Source organism: Kluyvera genomosp. 3 (assembly GCF_011765685.1).
Taxonomy (GTDB): Bacteria; Pseudomonadota; Gammaproteobacteria; order Enterobacterales; family Enterobacteriaceae; genus Kluyvera; species Kluyvera georgiana_A.
Genome location: NZ_CP050321.1, coordinates 2,903,704 through 2,922,834 on the forward strand (window position 1 = coordinate 2,903,704; position 19,131 = coordinate 2,922,834).

A 19,131-nucleotide genomic window follows, 5' to 3' on the forward strand; every position below is an offset into this window, starting at 1 on the left:
GCTAATCCCATAAACTGAAAGGTGAATCGGCAACCGGCGCCGCGAGGTCAGGCAGTAAAATTGTAATGCCAGCTGGATAAACAGCGCCCAGTGCTGCCAGGTTGCGATTGGCTTCAAGAACCTGCGTCACGGTGGAAGACAGGTTTGCGGTTCCATAGTGCCAGGCGCAGATAGCATCCAGTACATCCCCGTCACGGGTTTGATATGTCGTCGGCATAGTGTTTAAGCGTCATTGTCCAGTTTTTATTACGATGGCCACCACCGGGCAAAAACCGGCTCGTTGAGTCCGAGAAGTCGACCACCACCCACCAGCCCAGCACATCTCCTTCTCCGCTGACCAGTTGCTGGGGTTTGCGCTGGTCGGCAAGATCATAGAGATCGTTAACGGCATCCACGCCCTTGCGGAAAAAAGCGTGTGTCTCTCCCTCTAATCTGACAGTTCGCCCGGATTTTCCTGTGTACTGCAGCAAATCCTGTTTGCCGATACGCTCCTGCTCACTCCAGCGCCAACTGGCTTCGCGGGTTAGCTGGTTATAAGCCGTGGTATCGATGGAAAACGCAAAGTCGCCCAGCATCATCATGACCCTGGCTTCCTGCGCACCGCGCGCCGCCGATGACTGCGCCCGTCCGGAGTCTTCAATAAGGGGAATAATTTCACTCACCAGATATCTCCTGAATCCATCATGCTGTTATTACCGTTAAACGCCGGGCTGGTTTTCGTCACGCCTGCAACTGCATCAGCGATACCCTGCTCACTTTGCCCGGGGGCACCTTTGATTTCGAAGTGATATTCAAATTTTCGGTTGTCGCTAAGCTGTGCGGCCTGCGACTGCTGAGAGGCGGTATCGAGGCGATGCAACAATGTATCCCAGTAACCGTCGCCGGACGCGGCTGGGGTGTTTTTCAGTGCATCGCCCAGGCCAGACAAACCGCCGGGTTCCGGCGACAGATATTTATCCAATGATTTGTTGAAACTTTCATTATCATCCCGAAAGAACCCCCGCGTATCTGTGTAGGATTTTTTCACATCCCCGGGCAGATTCGGTTTTTCTCTCAGCTGTTGTTCAAACCATTCCCCCTGTCCGTTTCGCTGCGCTGTCATACGGGCTATATCGACCGAGCCAGTCATGGCCAGTGATTTGAGCACATCCCGCTGATCGCTTCGCTCATCAGGTAGCAACCAGGAGAGTTTTTTCGCCAGTGCGTAGGCCACTTTCCCGACGAAAACTATGCCCTGCCCGAACGTCAGCACGCCGGGATAAAGATCGTTACGCAGAAATGTCGCGATACGTTTGATGCCGCCACCCCTGAACCAGTCAGCGAGATCGTCAGTCAGACGACGGATGTCTGGGGCCAGTTCGTTGCCCAACTGACCAGATATTTCGGCCACGGCGGAAGAGAAAACGGTGCGCAGGTTGGTAATAGCCCGGTTACCTTCCATCGCGCCTTCGGCACCTTCTTTGGTCACGAGATTATACCGACGCTGTTCATCCATCAGCTCACGGTAACTTCGGCCTGACTGCTTCAATAACATAAGCAGCTTGCTGGCTTCACCGCCAAACAGCGAATCGAGGGCAAACGAGGCTTTTGATTCATCCTGAAGACTTAGGGCGCGCTCAACGATTTTTTCGAACTGCGCCATATCCGACAGACCGGCAAAGTCGCCGGCTTTGAAACCCAGCGTTTCGAAGGCGTCCTGAATAGCCCCCTGCTTACCGTTCTGTTTATATTCCCCGGATTTATGCAGATATTCTTCGAAGAGATCGCCAAAGTTCTCTGCGTTCATGTCGTACTGTTTTGCCAGCGTGTCCCACGCATCAAACGTCGTCACGTCGACGCCATAACTTTTCGCCGCGCCGGCGCGCCGGGCTGTTTCCGCGTTAGCCGCCGCCGGGGCTATCAGAGTACCGAGCGCGGAAGCAACAACGCCTCCGCCTCCAATCGCCAGACCCGGTGCCATCAGGCCACCCAGTTGGCCTGCAATCCCAAGGCCGCGGCGAAACAGTCCCTTTCCTGCCCCCTTAAAGGCGGCAAGCCGGCGGCTTTTCTCCATCTGCTGGTTTAGCTTCTGCTGCTCCGTTTCCGTTTTGCGGATTTCACGCGACACTTCGCTATAGTGGCGCTTAAGGCCATCAAGACTCTGGCCTGCCAGCTTTGCACGCTTGATTTCTGCCGCCAGCTTAGCCTGGTCTTTTGTCAGCTTTTCTGACTGCCTGCCGACATCCTTCAGGCTTTTCTGCAACCCGTTAGCTGAGCGGTTCCAGGAGCTGTCGATATTCCCGCCAAACGTAATGACGGCCTTAAGGTTCTGGCTTAGTCCGGCCACGGTTTACCGCCTCCAGTTCGTCAGTGAGGAAGTCTGAAAAGGTGCTGAACGGCATATCGAGATATTCCGTCATCGAAAAATGCAGTCGCCGACCGAGGAACCTCAGCGAGCAAAGGATCACTCTTTCGGTCGCTCCCCGGGCGGGAGCATAAAAACATTAAATGCATCCAGTAGCTGCGCATAATCCGCCGCGGTAAGTTGCCAGATATCCTGCTCGCTGAGATTGCACAGCAACGCAATCATGCGTGCTTCTTTTTCTTCTTCACTGCCGCGATCTTTGGAAAACGCAATGCGGTCGCGCACCAGCGGTTCACGGAGCGTGACCTGTTCAAGAAAACCGCCGTTTTCAAGTACAACGGGGGAATACAGTTTGATCACACGGGCTTCACCGGGAAAACTCATAAAAAACTCCTGAAAGAAAAAACGGCCCGGAGGCCGTTAGTATTGTAGGGGATGAATCAGAGGCGAACTTTTGCCGCAAGGCCGGAGAGCACGTCCACGCCGTTCACCCGGCGCGCAAAACGCTCTGTATCGATGGCGAAGAGTTCACGACCATCTTTCATCTGACGGTAGTAACTCACGGCAATATCGACCGTGACGGCATTTTCAGAGAGGCTGTCCTTACCGCGCGCATCCGGCGTGACCGTCTGGACAAATCCTTCAATCTCCTCGATGGTACCCAGCGCCGTACCGTCAGCCAGATAACCCTGGTAGGCCGTAAAGCGCGGACGGCTGCCGCTGACAAAGCCGAACGCGGTCAGCATGTCCGTATCGATGCCGTAAAACTTGACCTGGCACGTCAAAGCCTCCATCCCGTCATCAACCGGAGAAGGCGCATCCTGTGCGCCGGTGCGCAGGTCAGTTTTGACAATTGACAGCGTGGGCGGCGTAAACTCATGCGCCCCCTGAATACGAATGCCCTGCCGGAAAAACGTCCAGACACGTAGTGTGTTTTTTTCGCTCATGCTGCCAGCATCTCCTCAAGCGCGTAGTTGTTGTTCACCCGGACACGCAGGCTGATAAGTTCAGTCGGTGATTTCGGACCAAAGTCATAGTTGATATACAGCACACCGGCCGCCAGGCTCTCAGCGGTATTGAGCTCCTCGTCCAGCCAGGCACGGCCGCCAAAAATCGCGCCCAGTTTGACCAGCTGGCGCAGATAAGCGTTGATGGTTCCGATCACATCATCAGCGATTTCCCTGTCTAGCGGGCGATCGTTGTATTCCAGCATCGTCTCCTGAATGCTGTCCTCAATGACGTCGGCAGTGCGCCGCACCGACTCAAAGCGCCATTGCGGATCGGTGGCGCAAAGACGATTTCCCCAGTGTTTAAAGCCGGCGCGGCGGATAATGGTGGAGACGTTCTGCATGTTGAGCAGGTTCGCATCACAGTTTTCTTCACCCAGGATAAATTCGTCGACCTGTTCAACGCCGAGAATATTATTGATGTCCTGATTCGATTTGCTCCACCACCATCCCTTTTCATAATCGATACGTGCGCGCAGCCCGGCAGCAAAGGCTGAATACGGACGATAAACCAGCTGGCCATCCGCATTGCTGACCTGCACGCGCGGGCGCAGCAGTTCAACGCGGGCGCCATACGACTGGCGGCGCTGTACCACTTCCTGCAACGTGGCCCCCGCCGCACAGTCCACGTACGCTACCGCGCGCAGTTTACCCGCCACCGTTTCCAGCGCCTTGCCTACCGCATCGTCCTCGCTGAATCCGGTCGCCAGCACAATCCGCGGCTGGTAGGTTGTAACGGACCTTGCCGCAGTCAGGCGAGCGATACCCGCCAGCACCGCGGCGCGCTGCTCTGTTTCACTGGTCAGTTCCTCCACACGAACAACAATGGTCAGCGCATTTCGCTGATCGTTGATTTCATTCAGCGCCTGGCTGAGGGTGCCTTCACTGCCCAGGCGGGAGAGCATCGTCGTCCCGACGATGGCTACTGGCGTATTCAGCGGAAAGGGATCGTCCTCCCCGCCTGCCAGTTGCTGACTGAAAGGCGTGACGATACCGCTGCCGGTACCCGCGGCGGTCACTTTCGCATCGGCGAGCGCACCGACAATATTGACCACGTCTGCCGGTGTTGCAGTCAGTTTGCCAGCTTCATCACAGCCCAGCGTGATATTCAGGGTCAGGGTTGCTGCATCCCAAACTGCGGTGGTGTCCACCATGGACGGAGATTCTTTCTCCGGTATACCTGCCACGGCATTTACAGTAATAACATTCCCCGGTCTGCCGGCAACGGTTGCGGTAAAATCCACCACGTTATCCATAATCGGCGTGCCCGTGCTGGCGCTGGCCGGCGTTCCGACAGACGCATCAGGCGCCGTGCCCACCAGGCCAATAATTGCCGTCTGGATTGTCGAGACAGCAACCGTTCCCGACGTCAACTCGATTGTTTCCACACCATGTAAATTCGCCATATTTTTTCTCCAGGCGTAAAAAAACCTGCCGGAGCAGGTTACATTTTCTGATTGGGTTTCCCGGTTTTGCCGCCGTTGTCTCCGTTATGATCGTGATCGTTGAATTTCTCCCGAATCGCGCTCATTTTTCCGGTACCGTCGGAAATTTCCTGCGTTGCACCGATACTGCCGGCTACATTCGCGTTGGCGTTAATTTTCGTTTCACCCTGTACGGTCAGGGTGTCGGTAATTTCCACCGGGCCATCCAGCGTACCTTTGCCGGTAATTTTGTATGTGCCACCGTCCACCAGAGTGATGGTGAGCGCATGTGCCGCACGGTCATAACGGATTTCGGTACCGTCCCCGTATCGGGTAATGTGTTCGCTGTCGCTGCCTTCAGGTACGGGCTGACCGCCGGTATTCCAGCCAGGAAAAACGCGACCATTATTCAGTTCACCGGCTTCAGACAAAACCGTGACCGCATCACCCACCGCATAAGGATTAGAATCCGCACGGTTCGTCCCGGAGAACCCCTGGCAAAGAGGAAGCCATGTCGTGACGATATCCCCGAGGTCGACCCGACATTTGGGGATCTTTTCGTGCTTAACGGAATGAATAACGCCGCGACGCACAATGTTCGCCAGTCGGCGCTGGAGATCGCCAGCGAGTTCAGTCATCCGGTTTCGCCTCATAAATCAGACGATAGTCGTCAACATGGTCACTGCCGGTATCCGGCGCCCTGCCAAGCCACGCCTGCTTAAGCGGAGAGTTGAACTGAGCAAACGGATCCACGCCGAACGCGGCGGTCTGTGTAAACGAAATACGCCACACAAGGTAATCATCCATACGTGGATCAAACTCATCACGGGCAGCATCGATAAATACCGCGGGCGCCAGCTGCGGCAGGCCAAACTGCTGGCCGTCAAGCCACTGGGTGATATCAGCTGCCGCGGTGCGCACAAAAATTTCGGGTCTGCTGACGCCGGCGCCAGCGGCATCCACCACCACAAACAGATCGCAGGAAAGTGACACGTTAAGTTGCCCTTCGTTGCCGCCGCCCTGCTCCCAGCTGTTAATCGTGAAATACACCGCCGGCGTCACCAGCCCGTTGAAACGCGGAACGTTTTTTTCGGGATACGCGTCAGCGTCGCGGATCCAGTCGATTTTCTTCAGCGCGCCGGTCACGGCGTCGTGATACTGCCCCAGCAGTAATGGCTCGGCCATAGCCACCTTCCTTACACGAAGATGCGGGCCTTAACACGCCCGCGCAAATCGGTTTCAAAGTGATGCATGAAAATCTCCATCGCGTCAGCAAAAGCGTTATCTTCGATGTAGTTCAGCATCGGTTCATAAATATCGATCTCCGCCTCACGCGTGCGCCGCGTATCCGGATCCCGGATGACCACCGTCCGCTGGCCACCATATCGGGAGCGTGCCATCTCCCCGTTTTCAAACGGGCGGGGTAACAGCAAACTGCCCTTTGGCATAAAACCAGCAACTTCTGCCTGTCGTCGGGCCCTGATAAACCGTCCGGTTTTTTTATCCCTGCGGGTATGGTGTGGCCGCAGCCGCCCGGAAATTCGCCCTTTCAGATCCTTCACTTTGATGGCGTTAAGGCCGAACCAGAGGCGAAAATTATCGAGTCTGGACTGTGATGCGCGATCCAGCCGAAAAGAGAGCAGGCGCCGGCGTACCATATCCAGGCTGCGGGGCGCCAGCCCGCTTTTGAGATCAGCTACCGCCTGTTTGCGAAGCGTCGCCGCCGTTCTTGTCAGGGCACGGGAGTATGCCGCCCGGAATTGCTTCTGCGTGGCGCCAATGTTTTCGGCTATACGCCAGATGGCGTCCACATCGATATCGACCGGCAGATCGCGGCGCAGTCTGGACTCTCGTGCCATATCAGCTCCATTTATCAATAGCCGGTTGAGGTTTACCAGGCTCACCATACGCCAGCGTGACGCGTGTCCGCCCCTCTTCGTCGGTACCAACGTGCGTAACACGGTACGCCACCTGGTTCATCACCACGCTATCGTGCTTTGATAATCCGACAATATCCGCTGTCATGGCGCTGAATGCCGGTGAGTGGTCCTGAATTTCACCGCCACCCGGCACGCTGACAGGCGCATCCGGCGATTCAAAAATCACCGTCACCGCGCGCTGTTCATCGCCGATAGACAACATGGCTGGAACCTCTTCGGCAAATGCCCGGCTTATCCGGGCATCCGCTTTCATCAGACGTTCGCGAAAGCGATTCATCAGTAACCCAGTCGAACGGGAACCTGATCCACATCGGCAGCAGCATCCGCCCAGGCGGTACCTGCAAGGGAATTCGGTGCTTCAGGCGTGCCGGCTTCGATGCTCAGCTTGCCGTCAACCAGATACAACTTCTGGCCGACAGCCACAGCCTCAGCTGCTTTTGGCAAAGTAAACACTCCGGTCGTGTGCAGTACTCCCCATTCACCCGGAGAGATATCCCCGTGCGCCACGCCAACCAGTGTGCCAGCGGCAACCGATTCACCCGACAGAATCGTCGTCGCACCCGCGTTAAGAAAGTCGAGAGTGTGACCATCCTGCTGATAATTTGTAGCCATTGTAATTCTCCGATAAAAGGCAGCCTGGCTGCCTTCAGATAGAAAAAAACCGCCAGGCGGCGGTCATTATTTTTTGGTGACTTTAACCAGCCCACGCCAGTCAAGCGGTGCCACACCGGCATCAATGCGCACCTTAAAGGCCGCTCCATCAACGGTGAAGCCCTGCTGCTGTTCCAGATAAGGCGTATCAATACCGTCCAGATACGCCACTTCAATGGTGTCGCGTCCCTGTGCAGCGGTCAGGTAGTAATCCGTCGGGCTGCTGTCATCCAGGCGAGCCTCGGAGGCCACCGTCACAAAGTTCTGGATTGGGTTCACGATACCGCTGTTGGCATCTGCGCCCGGTACGCTTGCAGATTTGATCAACTGGTTTGCCCGTGACTCAATTGCCACTGGCGTGAGCATAAAGGCCGGGCGAATGTTCAGACGGCGATCGCCCGACCTTTGTAGCAGCATCGCTTTACGCGCCGTATCCAGGCCTTCGATACTCAGATCGGCGGATACAAGGTTGCCGTGATCGGCGTGGAACAGCGGTTTACCATCGGACATTTTCGGGTTGCTGGTCAGCACCGCCCACACCAGATCGCCCACGGTAGCTCGCGCAGCAAGACCCATTGCCTGCGGGATACGGGTCAGCATGTCCAGGTCATCGTTGATGATTGTCTGGCGGTCAATGCTGAAAAGTTCTCCGTAGGTCGCCAGGGCAATTGGCTCGCCGCGATCCTTGATGGTGACATACTTATATTCTGCCCCGGCGCGGACCTTACGAAGCGATGCCAGCGATTCCAGACCGACGCGGTGCGCGGTTTTGAAATCGGTCAGCGTGCCTTTACGGGTCCACTGTTCAAAGGTTTCGGTGGCTTCATCCCAGCCCATCAGAGCCGCTTTGTGTGCCACATCCATCAGGATATTGCCGAAATCGCTGCTGCTGTGGGTGAACGCCAGGCCGACCATCGCCTGTGCCGTGCCTGCGCCGGAGATACCGATACCGCGATCGACGAGGGAGGCACGTGCCAGTTCGCGCAGGGTGTAACCGTTGTATGCGTTATCCTTCTCGGCCTGCGCATAGCCCGCACGGGTCATTACTGCAGCACGAATGGAATCACCAACCAGATTGCCGTTACCGGCATAAAGATGAATCGCGCCCGGACCAGCGCTCGGCGTCGTTCCGGCCGCCAGTGCATTTAACAGCTTAGTGCGGGCCTGTTCAGCCGAGCAGGAAATATCACCGATACACTCCGCTTTCAGCGTGGCAAAAGCCGGGAATGCCTCAAACACCGCGGAAACAGCGGTGGTGCGCTCCGTATTCGCAGCCTGCATCTGCTGCTGAAGTTGCGCCGCCAGGGCAGTAATATCAATGTTGCCCATTTGCTGCTGGGCGGGTTGCGGTGCCTGAGCCTGTGGCGCTGGCGGCTGGTTAACCGGGGCTTCTGCGCGCGGCGTAAAAAGATGTTTAATCTGTTCTGGCATATTCTGATAGTCCTTCAGTTTATTTTCATTCACACAGGCCGCGGCCTGCAGTTCAGGTTCAAGCGTGTCGGCGAAACCTTTTTCCACCGCCTCGGCACCGTTAAGCCAGGTTTCCGCTTTCAGCATCGCTTCCAGTTCCTCCCGCCCCAGTCCGGTTTTGTTCATGTAGGCGCTGAGCATCAGGGCTTCGTTACGATCAAGCCATGCGGCGTAATCGCGCATGTCGTCAGAATCCCCGGCGATACCGCCCCATGGTTTGTGAACCATAATCCAGGCGTTTTCCGGCATGTGCACCGTGGCGCCCGGCAGGCAGACAATCATTGAGGCCATGCTGGCCGCCACACCGTCCACCCAGATATCGATCTTCGCTTTCAACCGAGACAGGGTGTTGTAGATGGCAAAGCCCTGCATGACATCGCCGCCGGGGCTATGGATATGCAAATCCAACGCGCTGGCCTCAAACACTCCCGCCTCTTTACAGTCAGTGACGAACTGCTGGGCAGTAATGCCCCAGTCGCCGATCACGTCATAAAGGAATATTTCGACCCGTCCGGCAGCCAGCGCGCGGATTTCGTACCAGCACTGACCGTTTGCCGCATCGACACCCGCCAGGCTGGCGCGGGGGTCAATCATCATCGTCCGGCTCACGCCGTTTATCGTCTGGTTTTGCCGTTGCATCTGGCATCGCTCCTTTGTCATTGGCGGCGTCGGAATCAAACACCAGCCCGTGTTTACGGTTAAATTCTGTTTCACGCAGTCGCTGGCGCTTAACCTCCTGAGGATTTTTTCCCCTGGCCCGCGCCCATTCCGCTTCGGTACCCGCGCCGCCACGCACAATGGCTTTCCAGGCGTTCGCCTCTTTGCCCGGATCAATCCACGGCATCACCGGCCCGAGATAAAGCGCGTTATAGAGAGAATTCGGATCCACATCCGGCGGGACTTCAACGCCGCTCAGCAACGCCATCGCCAGCCATGCGCGGTAAACGGGCCGGCTGTGCTGGCCGACAAACCACTGTTGCAGGACGTTGTACCCTTCGAAGCTCTCCACCAGCTCCTGACGCTGGGAGCTGTAGGTACCGTTATAGTCCCGGGCAATGCTGGAATAGCTGCCGCGCGTACCGGCGGCCACGGCCCGCATCTGCCCGTTTCGGAATTCGTAGAGATGAACGTTCGGGCGGTTTGATTCCACCATGCCCAGGTCTTCGCCGGGCCGGAGTTCGTCGTAAATCATGCCCGGCGCGATATCGTAGTGACGCTGACCACCGGGCGGTGAAAACTCACTTTCATCGCCAAGAGACTGTGCATCGCCACGCTTGATATAAAACCCCAGCGCAGCGGCAATACGGGCAGCCACGCGCTCGCTCTCTTCATAATCCTTAATGTCTGACAGACGGGTAATGACCCCGTGGATCAGGCTGATACCCCGCAGCTGGTGCAGTCGCTTGCGCTGCGCCAGGTGAAGCATGTTGTCAGCTGAGACGGTTTTGAGTTCAGCGCTGAACCGCGTCATGTTCGCCGGGTGGTATTTGTAGACCCGGTACCCGATAGGGCGGCCCCAGTCGTTCACGATGATGCCCTGCCGAACCTGCTGGCCGGCGGTGCTGTTCAGGTTGAAAGGTACAAAATCCGCCTCCAGCATTTCCAGCGAGAACGGTACGGAGGTGGCATGCTGTAGGCCCGGCACATTGCCCCTGACCAGCTGCGTGAACACTTCCCCGTCACGCAGTGCAGAACGCAACAGCAGGCGCTCGGCTTCCGGTCGGGTAAACATGCCGGTTACTTCCGGACGCACCGACCATTCCGCCCAGAGTGCCGAAAGCTGCCCGGCAAAATCGGAATGGAGATTGCCTTCCAGATCGAGTGGCTGAGGCTCAACATGGATGCCGTGGGCACCGATTACCCGGTCTTCCATTTTGTCGAACAGGCCGATCACGAGGTCATGGTTTTCATCAAGCCAGCGGGCCTGTTCCCGCAGGGACTGGCCTGCTGCAAATACCGAGGTGTCCGCAGACTGGCTTTGCTTTTTGGCCTTGTGCAGCCGTGACGGGTTGGCCGCTTCATATGCATTGAGCCGGAGACGGTCCCGCGCACGCGCTGCTGCCCACCCGGGGGAAATAGCCCCCAGTGTTCTTTCAAGAATGCCCATAAGACGCCTTACAGAAAGTTAGCGAGTTTGTACGAACCACCACGGCTGTTAACTGTGCGCCAACGTCGCTCCCAGTATTCAAGCTCGTCGCGCAGCGCTTTCGGATCGTGGTTGGTAATGGCGCGACCATTTACGCCGGTAAAGGAGATACTCTTGCCGTCCAGCGAGTCCTGGTAGGACTGGCGCACCATCAGCAGTGTTTTCCAGATATCGTCTTTCGTCACAGCCAGCCTCCCTTACCGGAAGACCCGAGCCAGTTGCCGGAGAGGGCTGTGTCCTTTTCAGGTTCAGCCTGGACAGGCGACTGAACAGGTTTTGTTTTTTTCACGGTTATCTCCCGGGGGCGTTCCCCTTCATGAATATTTGGATTGAGATCCTGCGGCTCAGCCCAGGCAGGAGGTTTTTCCCAGTCTCTTATTTTTTCGTATCCGCGCAGAACCGCCACGGCGTGCGCATAGCAGAAGAGGTCAAAGGCTTCGTTGGCGCCCTTGCCGGGTTTTCGCCATTTGCCATCAACACCGCGTTCTTCATAGGTCAGTTCCTCGTAGAACCACTCCCCCAGCCAGTCAGGGAAATGGATATACCCCGCGCCGGGGGTCTCACGGTCCAGATTGTTGCTGAGCTGATCTTTAAGCAGGTCGGTCTGCAGCAGATACACCGGCACCTCGCCACGCGCATCGGCGCGACGGTCGCTGCGTTCGGTATTGTTCGGGTGGGTTTTGGTGATGATTTTCTGACGCTTTGTGCTGTCGCCTTTGACCAGGTAAACACGTTTACCCAGGCCGTCACGACGACACTGTCGCCAGAATTTATAGGCGTTGTCGGTTACGCCCTCTTCACCGCCGCTGTCGACTGCCATGGCCAGCACCGACATACGCCGCGTCGGTTCAGCCTGAAGGGCATACGTTTTTTCCAGCACATCGGAGACCAGCAGTTGCCAGTCCTCCGGATACGCGCCTGGGTGGATCGGCTCCGCCTCGCCGTGCTCATTGCAGCGCAGCGACTGGCGGATGTTGTAGCGATCCACCAGCCAGCGTTCACCGTTTTCGCCGTAACCGATAATCTGCACGACGAAACGCCGCTTTTTGCCGCCCTGGACGTCCACGGCGGCCAGCAGGAAACGTACTTTTGGCGGCACCTGGCGTTTACCGTAATCCTCCGCACGCAGCATCAGCGCATCAGCGCGGCGTTGTTCGCTTGCCGATCGCGGCAGATACGGTAGCCCCCAGTCGGTATTGATTACCGCCTTGAGGGTTTCTTCACTGCCGGTGGCCTCATATTCCTGCTCAGCTGTCAGCAGCTTGTACACCAGCTGCGCCCAGGTCTGATAGGCAGCCGCCGGGCCTTCCATCCAGAACGACGCGATGCGGGAGCGGCGCGCTTCACCAGAGACGGCGCCATCACGATCAATGTGCTCCCCTTCACGCAGCCAGACGCCGCGCCCGTTAAGCTCTCGTTTCAAGTCAGCTGTGATGACGTTGCCACAATGCGGGCATAAAATATGCGCCGCTTCGCTGGCTTTCACCGGATCCGGTTCATCCCGGTAGCCAGTCATCGCCTCCATCGCTGGCTGAAAATATTCACCACAGTGCGGGCACGGCCAGTACCACCGACGGCGATCGCCGCGATTGTACAGAGAAAGCGCACCTGTCGTCGGTGGCGCTTCATGAGGAGACTTACGGCGCCATTTGCTGTCACGAATATCACGACCTGGAGAACACTCCACCAGCGTCATCCCGGCGGACATAAACGTCGTGGTACGTTTGGAGGCCAGGGTAAAGCCGTCACCCTCGCCGTCGATGTCCTCAGGGAAGCGGTCATAATCCGTGAGCGCCACACATTTGAAATCTGACGAGGACATGATGTTGATTGAAGGCCAGCCAATCTTGAGATAGTTGCCCGCCAGAAAAGTACGATCATGCACGTTGTTGTCATTTCGCAACGGGCTCAAGCGTTTTGCCACCTCAGGACTGACTCGGAAGGTTCGGGCCAGTCGCTTTTTTGAGTGCTCCCGGGCTTTCTCTTCGGTCATCTGAACGACGAGCATATCGGACGGGTCGCAGACGATGTTGTAAACCACCCAGCCATCCACCAGGCCAATAGTTTTCCCCGTTCGTGCCGGCCCAACAAACACCACCGCATCGTATTCACGCATCGCGAGGCAGTTCATCGGCTCAATCACATACGGGGCAACGGCAGGGTCCCACGGTACCGAGTTACCAGCCCCCATGGGTACGCGCATAAATTTCTGAACCGCCTCAGCCACAGGCATACGGCGCGGGGCTTTGAGAATGGCGGAAGCATTACGCCTGACTTCCGCTGCCGTGGCCTGTCGCATGACTTACTCCTCTTCTGGCGTATCCTCCTGTTCCGGTGAGTCGGCCTGCTCAACTTTGAGGGCTATCTGATCGCGCAGATCGTCAATAACCTGCTGCACCCTGACAACCGCTGCAGGGGTCATGGCGCAATCCCGCTCAAGAACATCGGGTAACGTTTCCAGCACCTGAACCATCGCTTTCGCCATGGAGGAAAACTCCCTGGTGACTTCAGAAGCTGGGATCAGCTCCCCGGTTTCCTGCTGAAACTTGAGCCTTTCGCGCTCTGACTGAAACCAGGCTTTACGATCCGGGGGGATCATTTTGTCGACGTCCACCCGCTCGGATGGTGTAGTGCTTGTCAGCAGCTCCCGCAAAATATCGGTGACGGCATAAAGCTTGAGTTTCGGATTGCTGCCGTGTGCGGGTTGCACATTTGCCAGCTTGCCTGCGACCGTCTGGCGGTGCAGATCGGTAATGGCTGCCAGCTGAGTGATATTCAGCCGGAGATTTTTCAGTTCGTTATCCATGATGGTGAACAAAAAATAGTCATTTCGACATCCTGCAAATGCTCAGGACTGAAATATCAAGAGGTTAAACGGATGATGATGAAACCCATAAAATGCAAAAAACTAGCCGTTTTCCGCGTGTCCTCGCCCCCTCGGTGTTCAGAATTGTCAGGAGGACCCGCGAAAATGATAGTAATTATCAACAAATGTAATAAAAAAGGCCGCCTTCGCGACCTTCTTCTACATTATGTGTAATCAGTAATTTGCATCACGTCTTTGCTGCTCGATGATGTCTTGCTGCTCATTCCGTTCTTCATCTTGTGAATCATGGTAAGCCTTAGCCTCTATAATTTCCCCTATAAGACCATCAACAAACTCTTCGGACTTATCTTCAAGAGATACACCTTCAGGAAGGAGATCGTACTCCCTAGCCAGCTGCTCCAACTCTTCATCACTCAAGTGTTCAAGCTGTTTGCGCTCGTCATCCCAGCCAAAGTTGTCAGTCATTTACATTCTTCCGTCAGTAATAAGGAGGTACCATTATGTCTGACGCATTTTTACATTCAATAACCATTATTAACCCCACTTCCATGTGAGCATTTGTAATGCTTAATTCATAGTTCACGGATTGTTATTCGAGTCCCTTACTGATTCGTAAATACGCTCACACGTCATTCCAGCGCGGTAGCGTTCGTCAGCGATTCCAGCATAATATTTAGCTTCTTCTGCAAGACTTCCGAGCATGTCGGCGAGCATTGCGGCATCGGCTCCGGTTGTTTTGCTTCTGACGGCAGCGGCAAGATCTGCGGTGTGCTTTGCGGCGTCCAGGCGGGCAGCGAGTTTTGTTGCTTCGGCGCGCAGCTGGCTAACAGTGGTAGCCAGGCTAGCAGAAGTAACGGCAGCTTTCGCTGCTTTAGCTTGAGCATCTTTAACGGCCTCATCACGGGCGATAGTCCGCCCTTGTTCAATCATTCGGGCTGCCGTCTGCGCGTTCGCCACCTTTGATAAATTAGCGCTATCCCGTTCGGCCCACCTTGTTTTCCAGCTGTGACTCGTCCACTGGCTGCCAGCGAGAAACGCACCAACCATAGAGACAATCACGAAAATGCATACCGTGCCCGCTTTCACTAGTCTATCCCCCAGCACGTCAGCGCGCTTTCCTGGTCCCGCCGTTCCACCTGACCATAGCATCCATTCTTCTGGCCTTTGGTCAGGCGGCAATCGCGGCCACCGTCTTTAATCCACCAGCGGATCGCTTCACAGGCGCCTTTCGTATCACCGGCGTTCATACGCTTATAGAATGTTGACGGGTAACATTTGCCCGGCCCGATGTTATAGGGGCAGAAAGACGCGATACCGACTTTTTGCGGCTCAGTAAGCGGAACCTTGATATTGCGGTCAACCCACGCCAGTGACTTGTCGCGCTCAATGGCGTTAACCTTTTTGCATTGGGCCTCGGTTGCAGTTTGACCTTTCACAACGGGCTTACCATCGATAACCGTCACGCCATGGCATAAGGACCAGACACCACCGGGATCGACAACAGCCACCAGCGCATTGCCTTCTTTCTCACCAACGAACTGATCAAACAATTCAGGAGCAGTTGCCCCGGCAGCGAGAAGTGCCAGCATGGCGGCGCTGAACTTCACTTTGTTTGACATTACTCACCCCGCGCAGCCTTTCGCCTGTCGTCTTTAATTTTGAAATAGAGGTTTGTCAGGTACGTCATCAGGCCAAACATCAGACTTCCGAGTACGCCGATGGCAGCCCATTGCGACGGGCTGACTCTGTCCAGCAACTGAAGCACCCAGAATCCGGCGTTACCGGCTGACGCACCGTAGGCAATGCCCGTTGTCAGTTTATCCATTCGATACATGCTCTCACCTCGCTGCGTGGCGGGTGCTGTGTGTGGTGGAAGGGATCAGGCTCGCGGGCTCATAGGTAAAGGGGGATGTAAGAAGTGATTCCTGGAGCCTGAAATGAAAAATCCCCGGCGGGTGCCAGGGATTGAATGTATAGTGTTTTTTTATTTCGGCGGCTGCAGCGGCCCTTCAAGAACCTCGGCTTCACCGTTGTGGCAGATATCGTCATTCATGGCCAGATGCCAAACCCCGATTACCGTTTCTCCGGTTTCAATATCTTCAAACTCTTCCGGAGTAAAGTACGCTACCTGCACAATCCCGCCGTGCTGGATCCAGTAATAGCCTTCTTTCATAGCTTCTCCTTCACTTGATAAGCGAAGTATAAGCAGCATTGGATCCATATGGCGTTAGAAAAACTACAATCTGATTTAAGCAGAATAAAGCCGACGATGTGACAGGGGTACTGATGCAATGCACCTTCGCGAATACCCCTGTCGTATCGCCGAAAAACAAAAACCCCGACTGGCGGGGCTTTCGCTATATTCAAATTGTCGCTTAACGTCGCTGCCATCGTGGCGCAGCTCTGCCAAGCATGAATGGATTATCTTATTTTCTGGTCAGTTTTCAACAGAAAAACCAATTCAGAGCACAAATAGCCAAAACAACTTTATTTTTCCATCAGCTTACGGGATGAGAGAAATACCTTTGCCCGGAAAATCTCAAGACACCAGCGAACCCGCTTCCGGGCCTCTCCATCAGTCAGCCATGGGGCTATCGATTGTAGTTCCCTGGTAATATCCGCTATTTTCTTTCGCGTGGTGTAATACTGAAGGCCGATAATGTAGACGGGATCGTTGATATCAAAGGCCGACAGTACAGACTCTTCTATAAAATCCACATCATCATTAGTCATTGCCTCATCAATGATACTGTGTGGAGCTTGAGGCCAGAGTATGCAATGCGCCCTCTTTAAAGCCTGCTCCCCCTTGAAACCCTCGTGCCTTGCCTGGTCAAGAGCAACTGTAAATCGCTCCAGAGCTTTGTCTGACCATCGGCCTCTTCTGATTACGTTCCAGCATGCATGCTCGCGCGGCATACGCGGAGCGGCTCCGCCTCGAACCCCTTCCCCCCATGTTGAAAGCAATGATTTGATCCATGCGGACTGAATGCAGGTTAGGAGCATACTTTTACCCAGCCAGCTTTTGCGTGGTGCTGCAGCTGCTTTCCCAAGCGCTTCAATATGATTACGGCGTTGACGTGGTGTCATGATGATTCTCCTTTACGCCAGAACGCCGAGCGCATAGGCCCGGTCCAGCAATTGAATGATTAATACTGGCTGCGGCGCATACTCGCGCTCGAATGCGGCGGGATTGTCATGTAACTGCCGATGATGGACCCGGCATAGCGGTATGGTGAAAATGTCGTGGGCTTTGGTTGCCATGCCACCCTGTCCCCAACCGATAAGATGGTGGGCATCACCGGCCCGCTGCCCGCAACACACACACGGCTGGGTTTTAACCCACTCAATAAAGCGCGGAGAGATCCAGCGAATACGCTTGGGCCGCGCGAATAATGTGGCCGGGGCTTCAGCGTCCACCTGAACCTGAACAACTGGTTTTACGGCTTTAGGTTGCGTTTGTGGTTCAGCAGCGACTGGTCGAGCGGGAACAAGACTAGCTCGTTCGGCGAGTATGTCCGCTGCAGGACGTGACGGAACTATCTCGCTTTCTTTGTAGACTGACTGGATAGGGTCATCTTTGAGTCCAAGGGAGCGGCTCGCCATATTTTCGGTTATTGCATCGCCTATCCCCTCAGATACAGCCCACCAGCACAATTCAGCCAGCGAAAGCATTCTGTCCGCCGCGCAGCCGGTTTTGATCCGCACACATTCAATCACCCAATCAGTGAGGTTTCTGGCAATCAAATCATCCAGAACTTTGTCGCTCTGGTTACGTAATTCGTTGTCACAATGCCAGCAGGCAACTATCGTCCCCGGTTCATGCCGGAACATAACCAGTTCGCGGTGGTGGTAGTTGCTGTGTGGCCACTGGCATTTTGAAACATGCCGTCCCAGCCAGTCTTCAAGCGCCGAAACGCCACCAGCAGCGCGAACAACACGCTCATCCAGAAAGAAAGGGGTTAATGTCGGGTCTTCCGCCAGCAACTGCCGGGCATCCGCTATTTTTCCCGACGGTAAATCCTTCATGGAGTCCGGTTGCTGTTCAATTAGAACGCGGCCGACGCTGAATAAGCCCATCAGCTCCTTGCCGGGCTTCAGCAGAACAATTCCCATATGACGGGCAATCTCAGGCATCAGGAGAGCTCGCACGGTTCCCCCTCCCGGATGATCATCTTTCCGGTCTCGCCCCAGATTTTGGTTACACGGCCATCCCAGATATGGCTATCCTCGCCAAAAATGGCATCCAGCAGCGCCTTCTCTAAATTGTCTTTATCGGGCTTTTGCTGGTGGGGCTTCCCGTCCATCAGGGACCGTTTCTTTTTGCTCCAGCTCGGTGGCATCGGCAGCACAAAAATAACGTGATACCCGCTTTCCGGGAGTGAAACATTGTTTAACCTCACCTCATCACAGAAAGCACGGTACCGGAGAACCTCCGGGCGCTTTTTCCATTTATCGGCGCGGGTCATACGTGGTTTGCCCAGTGGGGTAATGCTGAAAACCTTCTCGTTCATTTCCACCCTCGCGAGCACATAGAGCGCTGTGTACGCTGGTGGTCGTTTGATACAGGCAGATACGCTGATACAACCCAAAAGCGGGGATCCACATCGAGGCTTTTTTCTACGGTGATGTTATTCGCACGATAACGGGCCACCAGCTCTTCGGCCTGTTCTTCAGTCAGGTTGTCCTGGTAAAACCAGTCTCTTTTCATACCGTACCCCGGCAGAAAAAAGACAAAAAGAAACCGCTGACGTGACTGCACATCAGGGAGTAATTCGTAGTGTGTATTTTTTGCGCCATGGTGTCTCCGTGGCGCAGCAGGTATAGGTTGTTCAGGCCTATGACGGGAGTTTAACAGAACCGGATGGAATCAGGTAACCAGGTCGGGACTTTGCCATTTCAAGCATTTGTGCGAATAACGACGGTGTGCCGACAATCTCGTCTGGTTGCAAAGGCATGAAAGAAACCAGATCTCCACGGCGGTACATCAGCGAACGTTCGCTGGCAGGAAATGATGGAAGCCTGGCAACAATAACGCCATCATCACATCGAATTACGACATAGCCCTGATCAGGCATATTCTGTTTTAGATCCACTACAACCCCCTAGCTACGGCACGTCGAAGAGTCTAATAATAAAACAAATCAGAGCTCTGCCACGCAAATACTGTATGCATGTACAGTATACTTATGAGGATAAATTATCAATCCTATAAAGGCATTTTTTGCGAGGCTTACTATGTTGTTTCTAATGAGTTTTTCTGCAGCTAACAAAAAACCCGCCGAAGCGGGTTTTAATGATTAGCCGAAGTAAAATGAATATGGA

At 55.2% G+C, this 19,131-nt stretch carries 26 protein-coding genes; all 26 read right to left on the reverse strand.

The window, feature by feature from the left end; all coding sequences use genetic code 11:
• Window position 1 precedes the first annotated feature (1 nt).
• Window positions 2-217 carry a tail protein X gene (locus GY169_RS13670; RefSeq protein ID WP_167576077.1) on the reverse strand — a complete coding sequence of 72 codons (216 nt, stop codon included), beginning with the start codon at window positions 215-217 and terminating at the stop codon, window positions 2-4.
• A complete protein-coding gene (locus GY169_RS13675; protein WP_167576078.1) occupies window positions 192-662 on the reverse strand; it encodes a phage tail protein in 471 nt (156 codons plus the stop codon). Before GY169_RS13675 ends, GY169_RS13670 begins: the two co-directional genes overlap by 26 nt.
• Entirely contained in the window at window positions 659-2,326 is a 1,668-nt protein-coding gene (locus GY169_RS13680; RefSeq protein ID WP_167576079.1) for a hypothetical protein, read from the reverse strand. The genes GY169_RS13675 and GY169_RS13680 overlap by 4 nt, the downstream gene beginning before the upstream one ends.
• Before the next feature lie 117 nt (window positions 2,327-2,443).
• Window positions 2,444-2,728 (reverse strand): phage tail assembly protein, encoded by a 285-nt coding sequence (locus tag GY169_RS13685; protein ID WP_167576080.1) that lies wholly within the window; start codon window positions 2,726-2,728, stop codon window positions 2,444-2,446.
• Window positions 2,729-2,784: 56 nt separating this feature from the next.
• Complete coding sequence (locus GY169_RS13690) at window positions 2,785-3,291, reverse strand: phage major tail tube protein (RefSeq protein WP_167576081.1); 507 nt, start codon at window positions 3,289-3,291, stop codon at window positions 2,785-2,787.
• Entirely contained in the window at window positions 3,288-4,757 is a 1,470-nt protein-coding gene (locus tag GY169_RS13695) for a phage tail sheath C-terminal domain-containing protein (protein ID WP_167576082.1), read from the reverse strand. Before GY169_RS13695 ends, GY169_RS13690 begins: the two co-directional genes overlap by 4 nt.
• Before the next feature lie 38 nt (window positions 4,758-4,795).
• Entirely contained in the window at window positions 4,796-5,413 is a 618-nt protein-coding gene (locus GY169_RS13700; protein WP_167576083.1) for a phage baseplate assembly protein V, read from the reverse strand.
• Window positions 5,406-5,960 carry a hypothetical protein gene (locus GY169_RS13705; protein ID WP_167576084.1) on the reverse strand — a complete coding sequence of 185 codons (555 nt, stop codon included), beginning with the start codon at window positions 5,958-5,960 and terminating at the stop codon, window positions 5,406-5,408. Before GY169_RS13705 ends, GY169_RS13700 begins: the two co-directional genes overlap by 8 nt.
• A gap of 11 nt (window positions 5,961-5,971) precedes the next feature.
• Complete coding sequence (locus GY169_RS13710; RefSeq protein ID WP_167576085.1) at window positions 5,972-6,634, reverse strand: hypothetical protein; 663 nt, start codon at window positions 6,632-6,634, stop codon at window positions 5,972-5,974.
• Window position 6,635: 1 nt separating this feature from the next.
• Window positions 6,636-6,992, reverse strand: a complete 357-nt coding sequence (locus tag GY169_RS13715) for a head-tail joining protein (protein ID WP_167576086.1) — start codon at window positions 6,990-6,992, stop codon at window positions 6,636-6,638.
• A complete protein-coding gene (locus tag GY169_RS13720; protein WP_167576087.1) occupies window positions 6,992-7,327 on the reverse strand; it encodes a DUF2190 family protein in 336 nt (111 codons plus the stop codon). Before GY169_RS13720 ends, GY169_RS13715 begins: the two co-directional genes overlap by 1 nt.
• A 66-nt stretch (window positions 7,328-7,393) precedes the next feature.
• Window positions 7,394-9,475, reverse strand: coding sequence for a ClpP-like prohead protease/major capsid protein fusion protein (locus GY169_RS13725; RefSeq protein ID WP_411908091.1), 2,082 nt, complete (start codon window positions 9,473-9,475; stop codon window positions 7,394-7,396).
• On the reverse strand, window positions 9,423-10,943 hold the full coding sequence (locus GY169_RS13730; RefSeq protein WP_167576088.1) for a phage portal protein: 1,521 nt from the start codon (window positions 10,941-10,943) through the stop codon (window positions 9,423-9,425). Before GY169_RS13730 ends, GY169_RS13725 begins: the two co-directional genes overlap by 53 nt.
• Window positions 10,944-10,951: 8 nt before the next feature.
• The gene (locus GY169_RS13735) at window positions 10,952-11,167 is read right to left on the reverse strand and encodes a hypothetical protein (RefSeq protein ID WP_167576089.1); all 216 of its coding nucleotides are present in this window, start codon (window positions 11,165-11,167) and stop codon (window positions 10,952-10,954) included.
• Complete coding sequence (locus tag GY169_RS13740) at window positions 11,164-13,281, reverse strand: phage terminase large subunit family protein (RefSeq protein WP_167576090.1); 2,118 nt, start codon at window positions 13,279-13,281, stop codon at window positions 11,164-11,166. Before GY169_RS13740 ends, GY169_RS13735 begins: the two co-directional genes overlap by 4 nt.
• Window positions 13,282-13,284: 3 nt before the next feature.
• Window positions 13,285-13,788: a DUF1441 family protein gene (locus GY169_RS13745; RefSeq protein WP_167576091.1), complete on the reverse strand. Its 504-nt coding sequence runs from the start codon at window positions 13,786-13,788 to the stop codon at window positions 13,285-13,287.
• A gap of 234 nt (window positions 13,789-14,022) precedes the next feature.
• Window positions 14,023-14,274 (reverse strand): hypothetical protein, encoded by a 252-nt coding sequence (locus tag GY169_RS13750; protein ID WP_167576092.1) that lies wholly within the window; start codon window positions 14,272-14,274, stop codon window positions 14,023-14,025.
• A gap of 114 nt (window positions 14,275-14,388) precedes the next feature.
• Window positions 14,389-14,913, reverse strand: coding sequence for a DUF2514 domain-containing protein (locus GY169_RS13755; RefSeq protein WP_223882176.1), 525 nt, complete (start codon window positions 14,911-14,913; stop codon window positions 14,389-14,391).
• Window positions 14,895-15,428 carry a lysozyme gene (locus GY169_RS13760; protein ID WP_167576094.1) on the reverse strand — a complete coding sequence of 178 codons (534 nt, stop codon included), beginning with the start codon at window positions 15,426-15,428 and terminating at the stop codon, window positions 14,895-14,897. Before GY169_RS13760 ends, GY169_RS13755 begins: the two co-directional genes overlap by 19 nt.
• Window positions 15,428-15,643, reverse strand: a complete 216-nt coding sequence (locus tag GY169_RS13765) for a class II holin family protein (RefSeq protein WP_049056836.1) — start codon at window positions 15,641-15,643, stop codon at window positions 15,428-15,430. Before GY169_RS13765 ends, GY169_RS13760 begins: the two co-directional genes overlap by 1 nt.
• Before the next feature lie 150 nt (window positions 15,644-15,793).
• Complete coding sequence (locus GY169_RS13770) at window positions 15,794-15,982, reverse strand: hypothetical protein (RefSeq protein WP_167576095.1); 189 nt, start codon at window positions 15,980-15,982, stop codon at window positions 15,794-15,796.
• A gap of 314 nt (window positions 15,983-16,296) precedes the next feature.
• Window positions 16,297-16,896: a hypothetical protein gene (locus tag GY169_RS13775; RefSeq protein ID WP_167576096.1), complete on the reverse strand. Its 600-nt coding sequence runs from the start codon at window positions 16,894-16,896 to the stop codon at window positions 16,297-16,299.
• A gap of 12 nt (window positions 16,897-16,908) precedes the next feature.
• Window positions 16,909-17,958, reverse strand: a complete 1,050-nt coding sequence (locus GY169_RS13780; protein ID WP_167576097.1) for a DUF968 domain-containing protein — start codon at window positions 17,956-17,958, stop codon at window positions 16,909-16,911.
• Window positions 17,943-18,320: a RusA family crossover junction endodeoxyribonuclease gene (locus GY169_RS13785; RefSeq protein WP_167576098.1), complete on the reverse strand. Its 378-nt coding sequence runs from the start codon at window positions 18,318-18,320 to the stop codon at window positions 17,943-17,945. Before GY169_RS13785 ends, GY169_RS13780 begins: the two co-directional genes overlap by 16 nt.
• Complete coding sequence (locus tag GY169_RS13790) at window positions 18,317-18,517, reverse strand: hypothetical protein (RefSeq protein ID WP_167576099.1); 201 nt, start codon at window positions 18,515-18,517, stop codon at window positions 18,317-18,319. Before GY169_RS13790 ends, GY169_RS13785 begins: the two co-directional genes overlap by 4 nt.
• A gap of 127 nt (window positions 18,518-18,644) precedes the next feature.
• A complete protein-coding gene (locus tag GY169_RS13795) occupies window positions 18,645-18,902 on the reverse strand; it encodes a hypothetical protein (protein WP_317983349.1) in 258 nt (85 codons plus the stop codon).
• Window positions 18,903-19,131 lie beyond the last annotated feature (229 nt).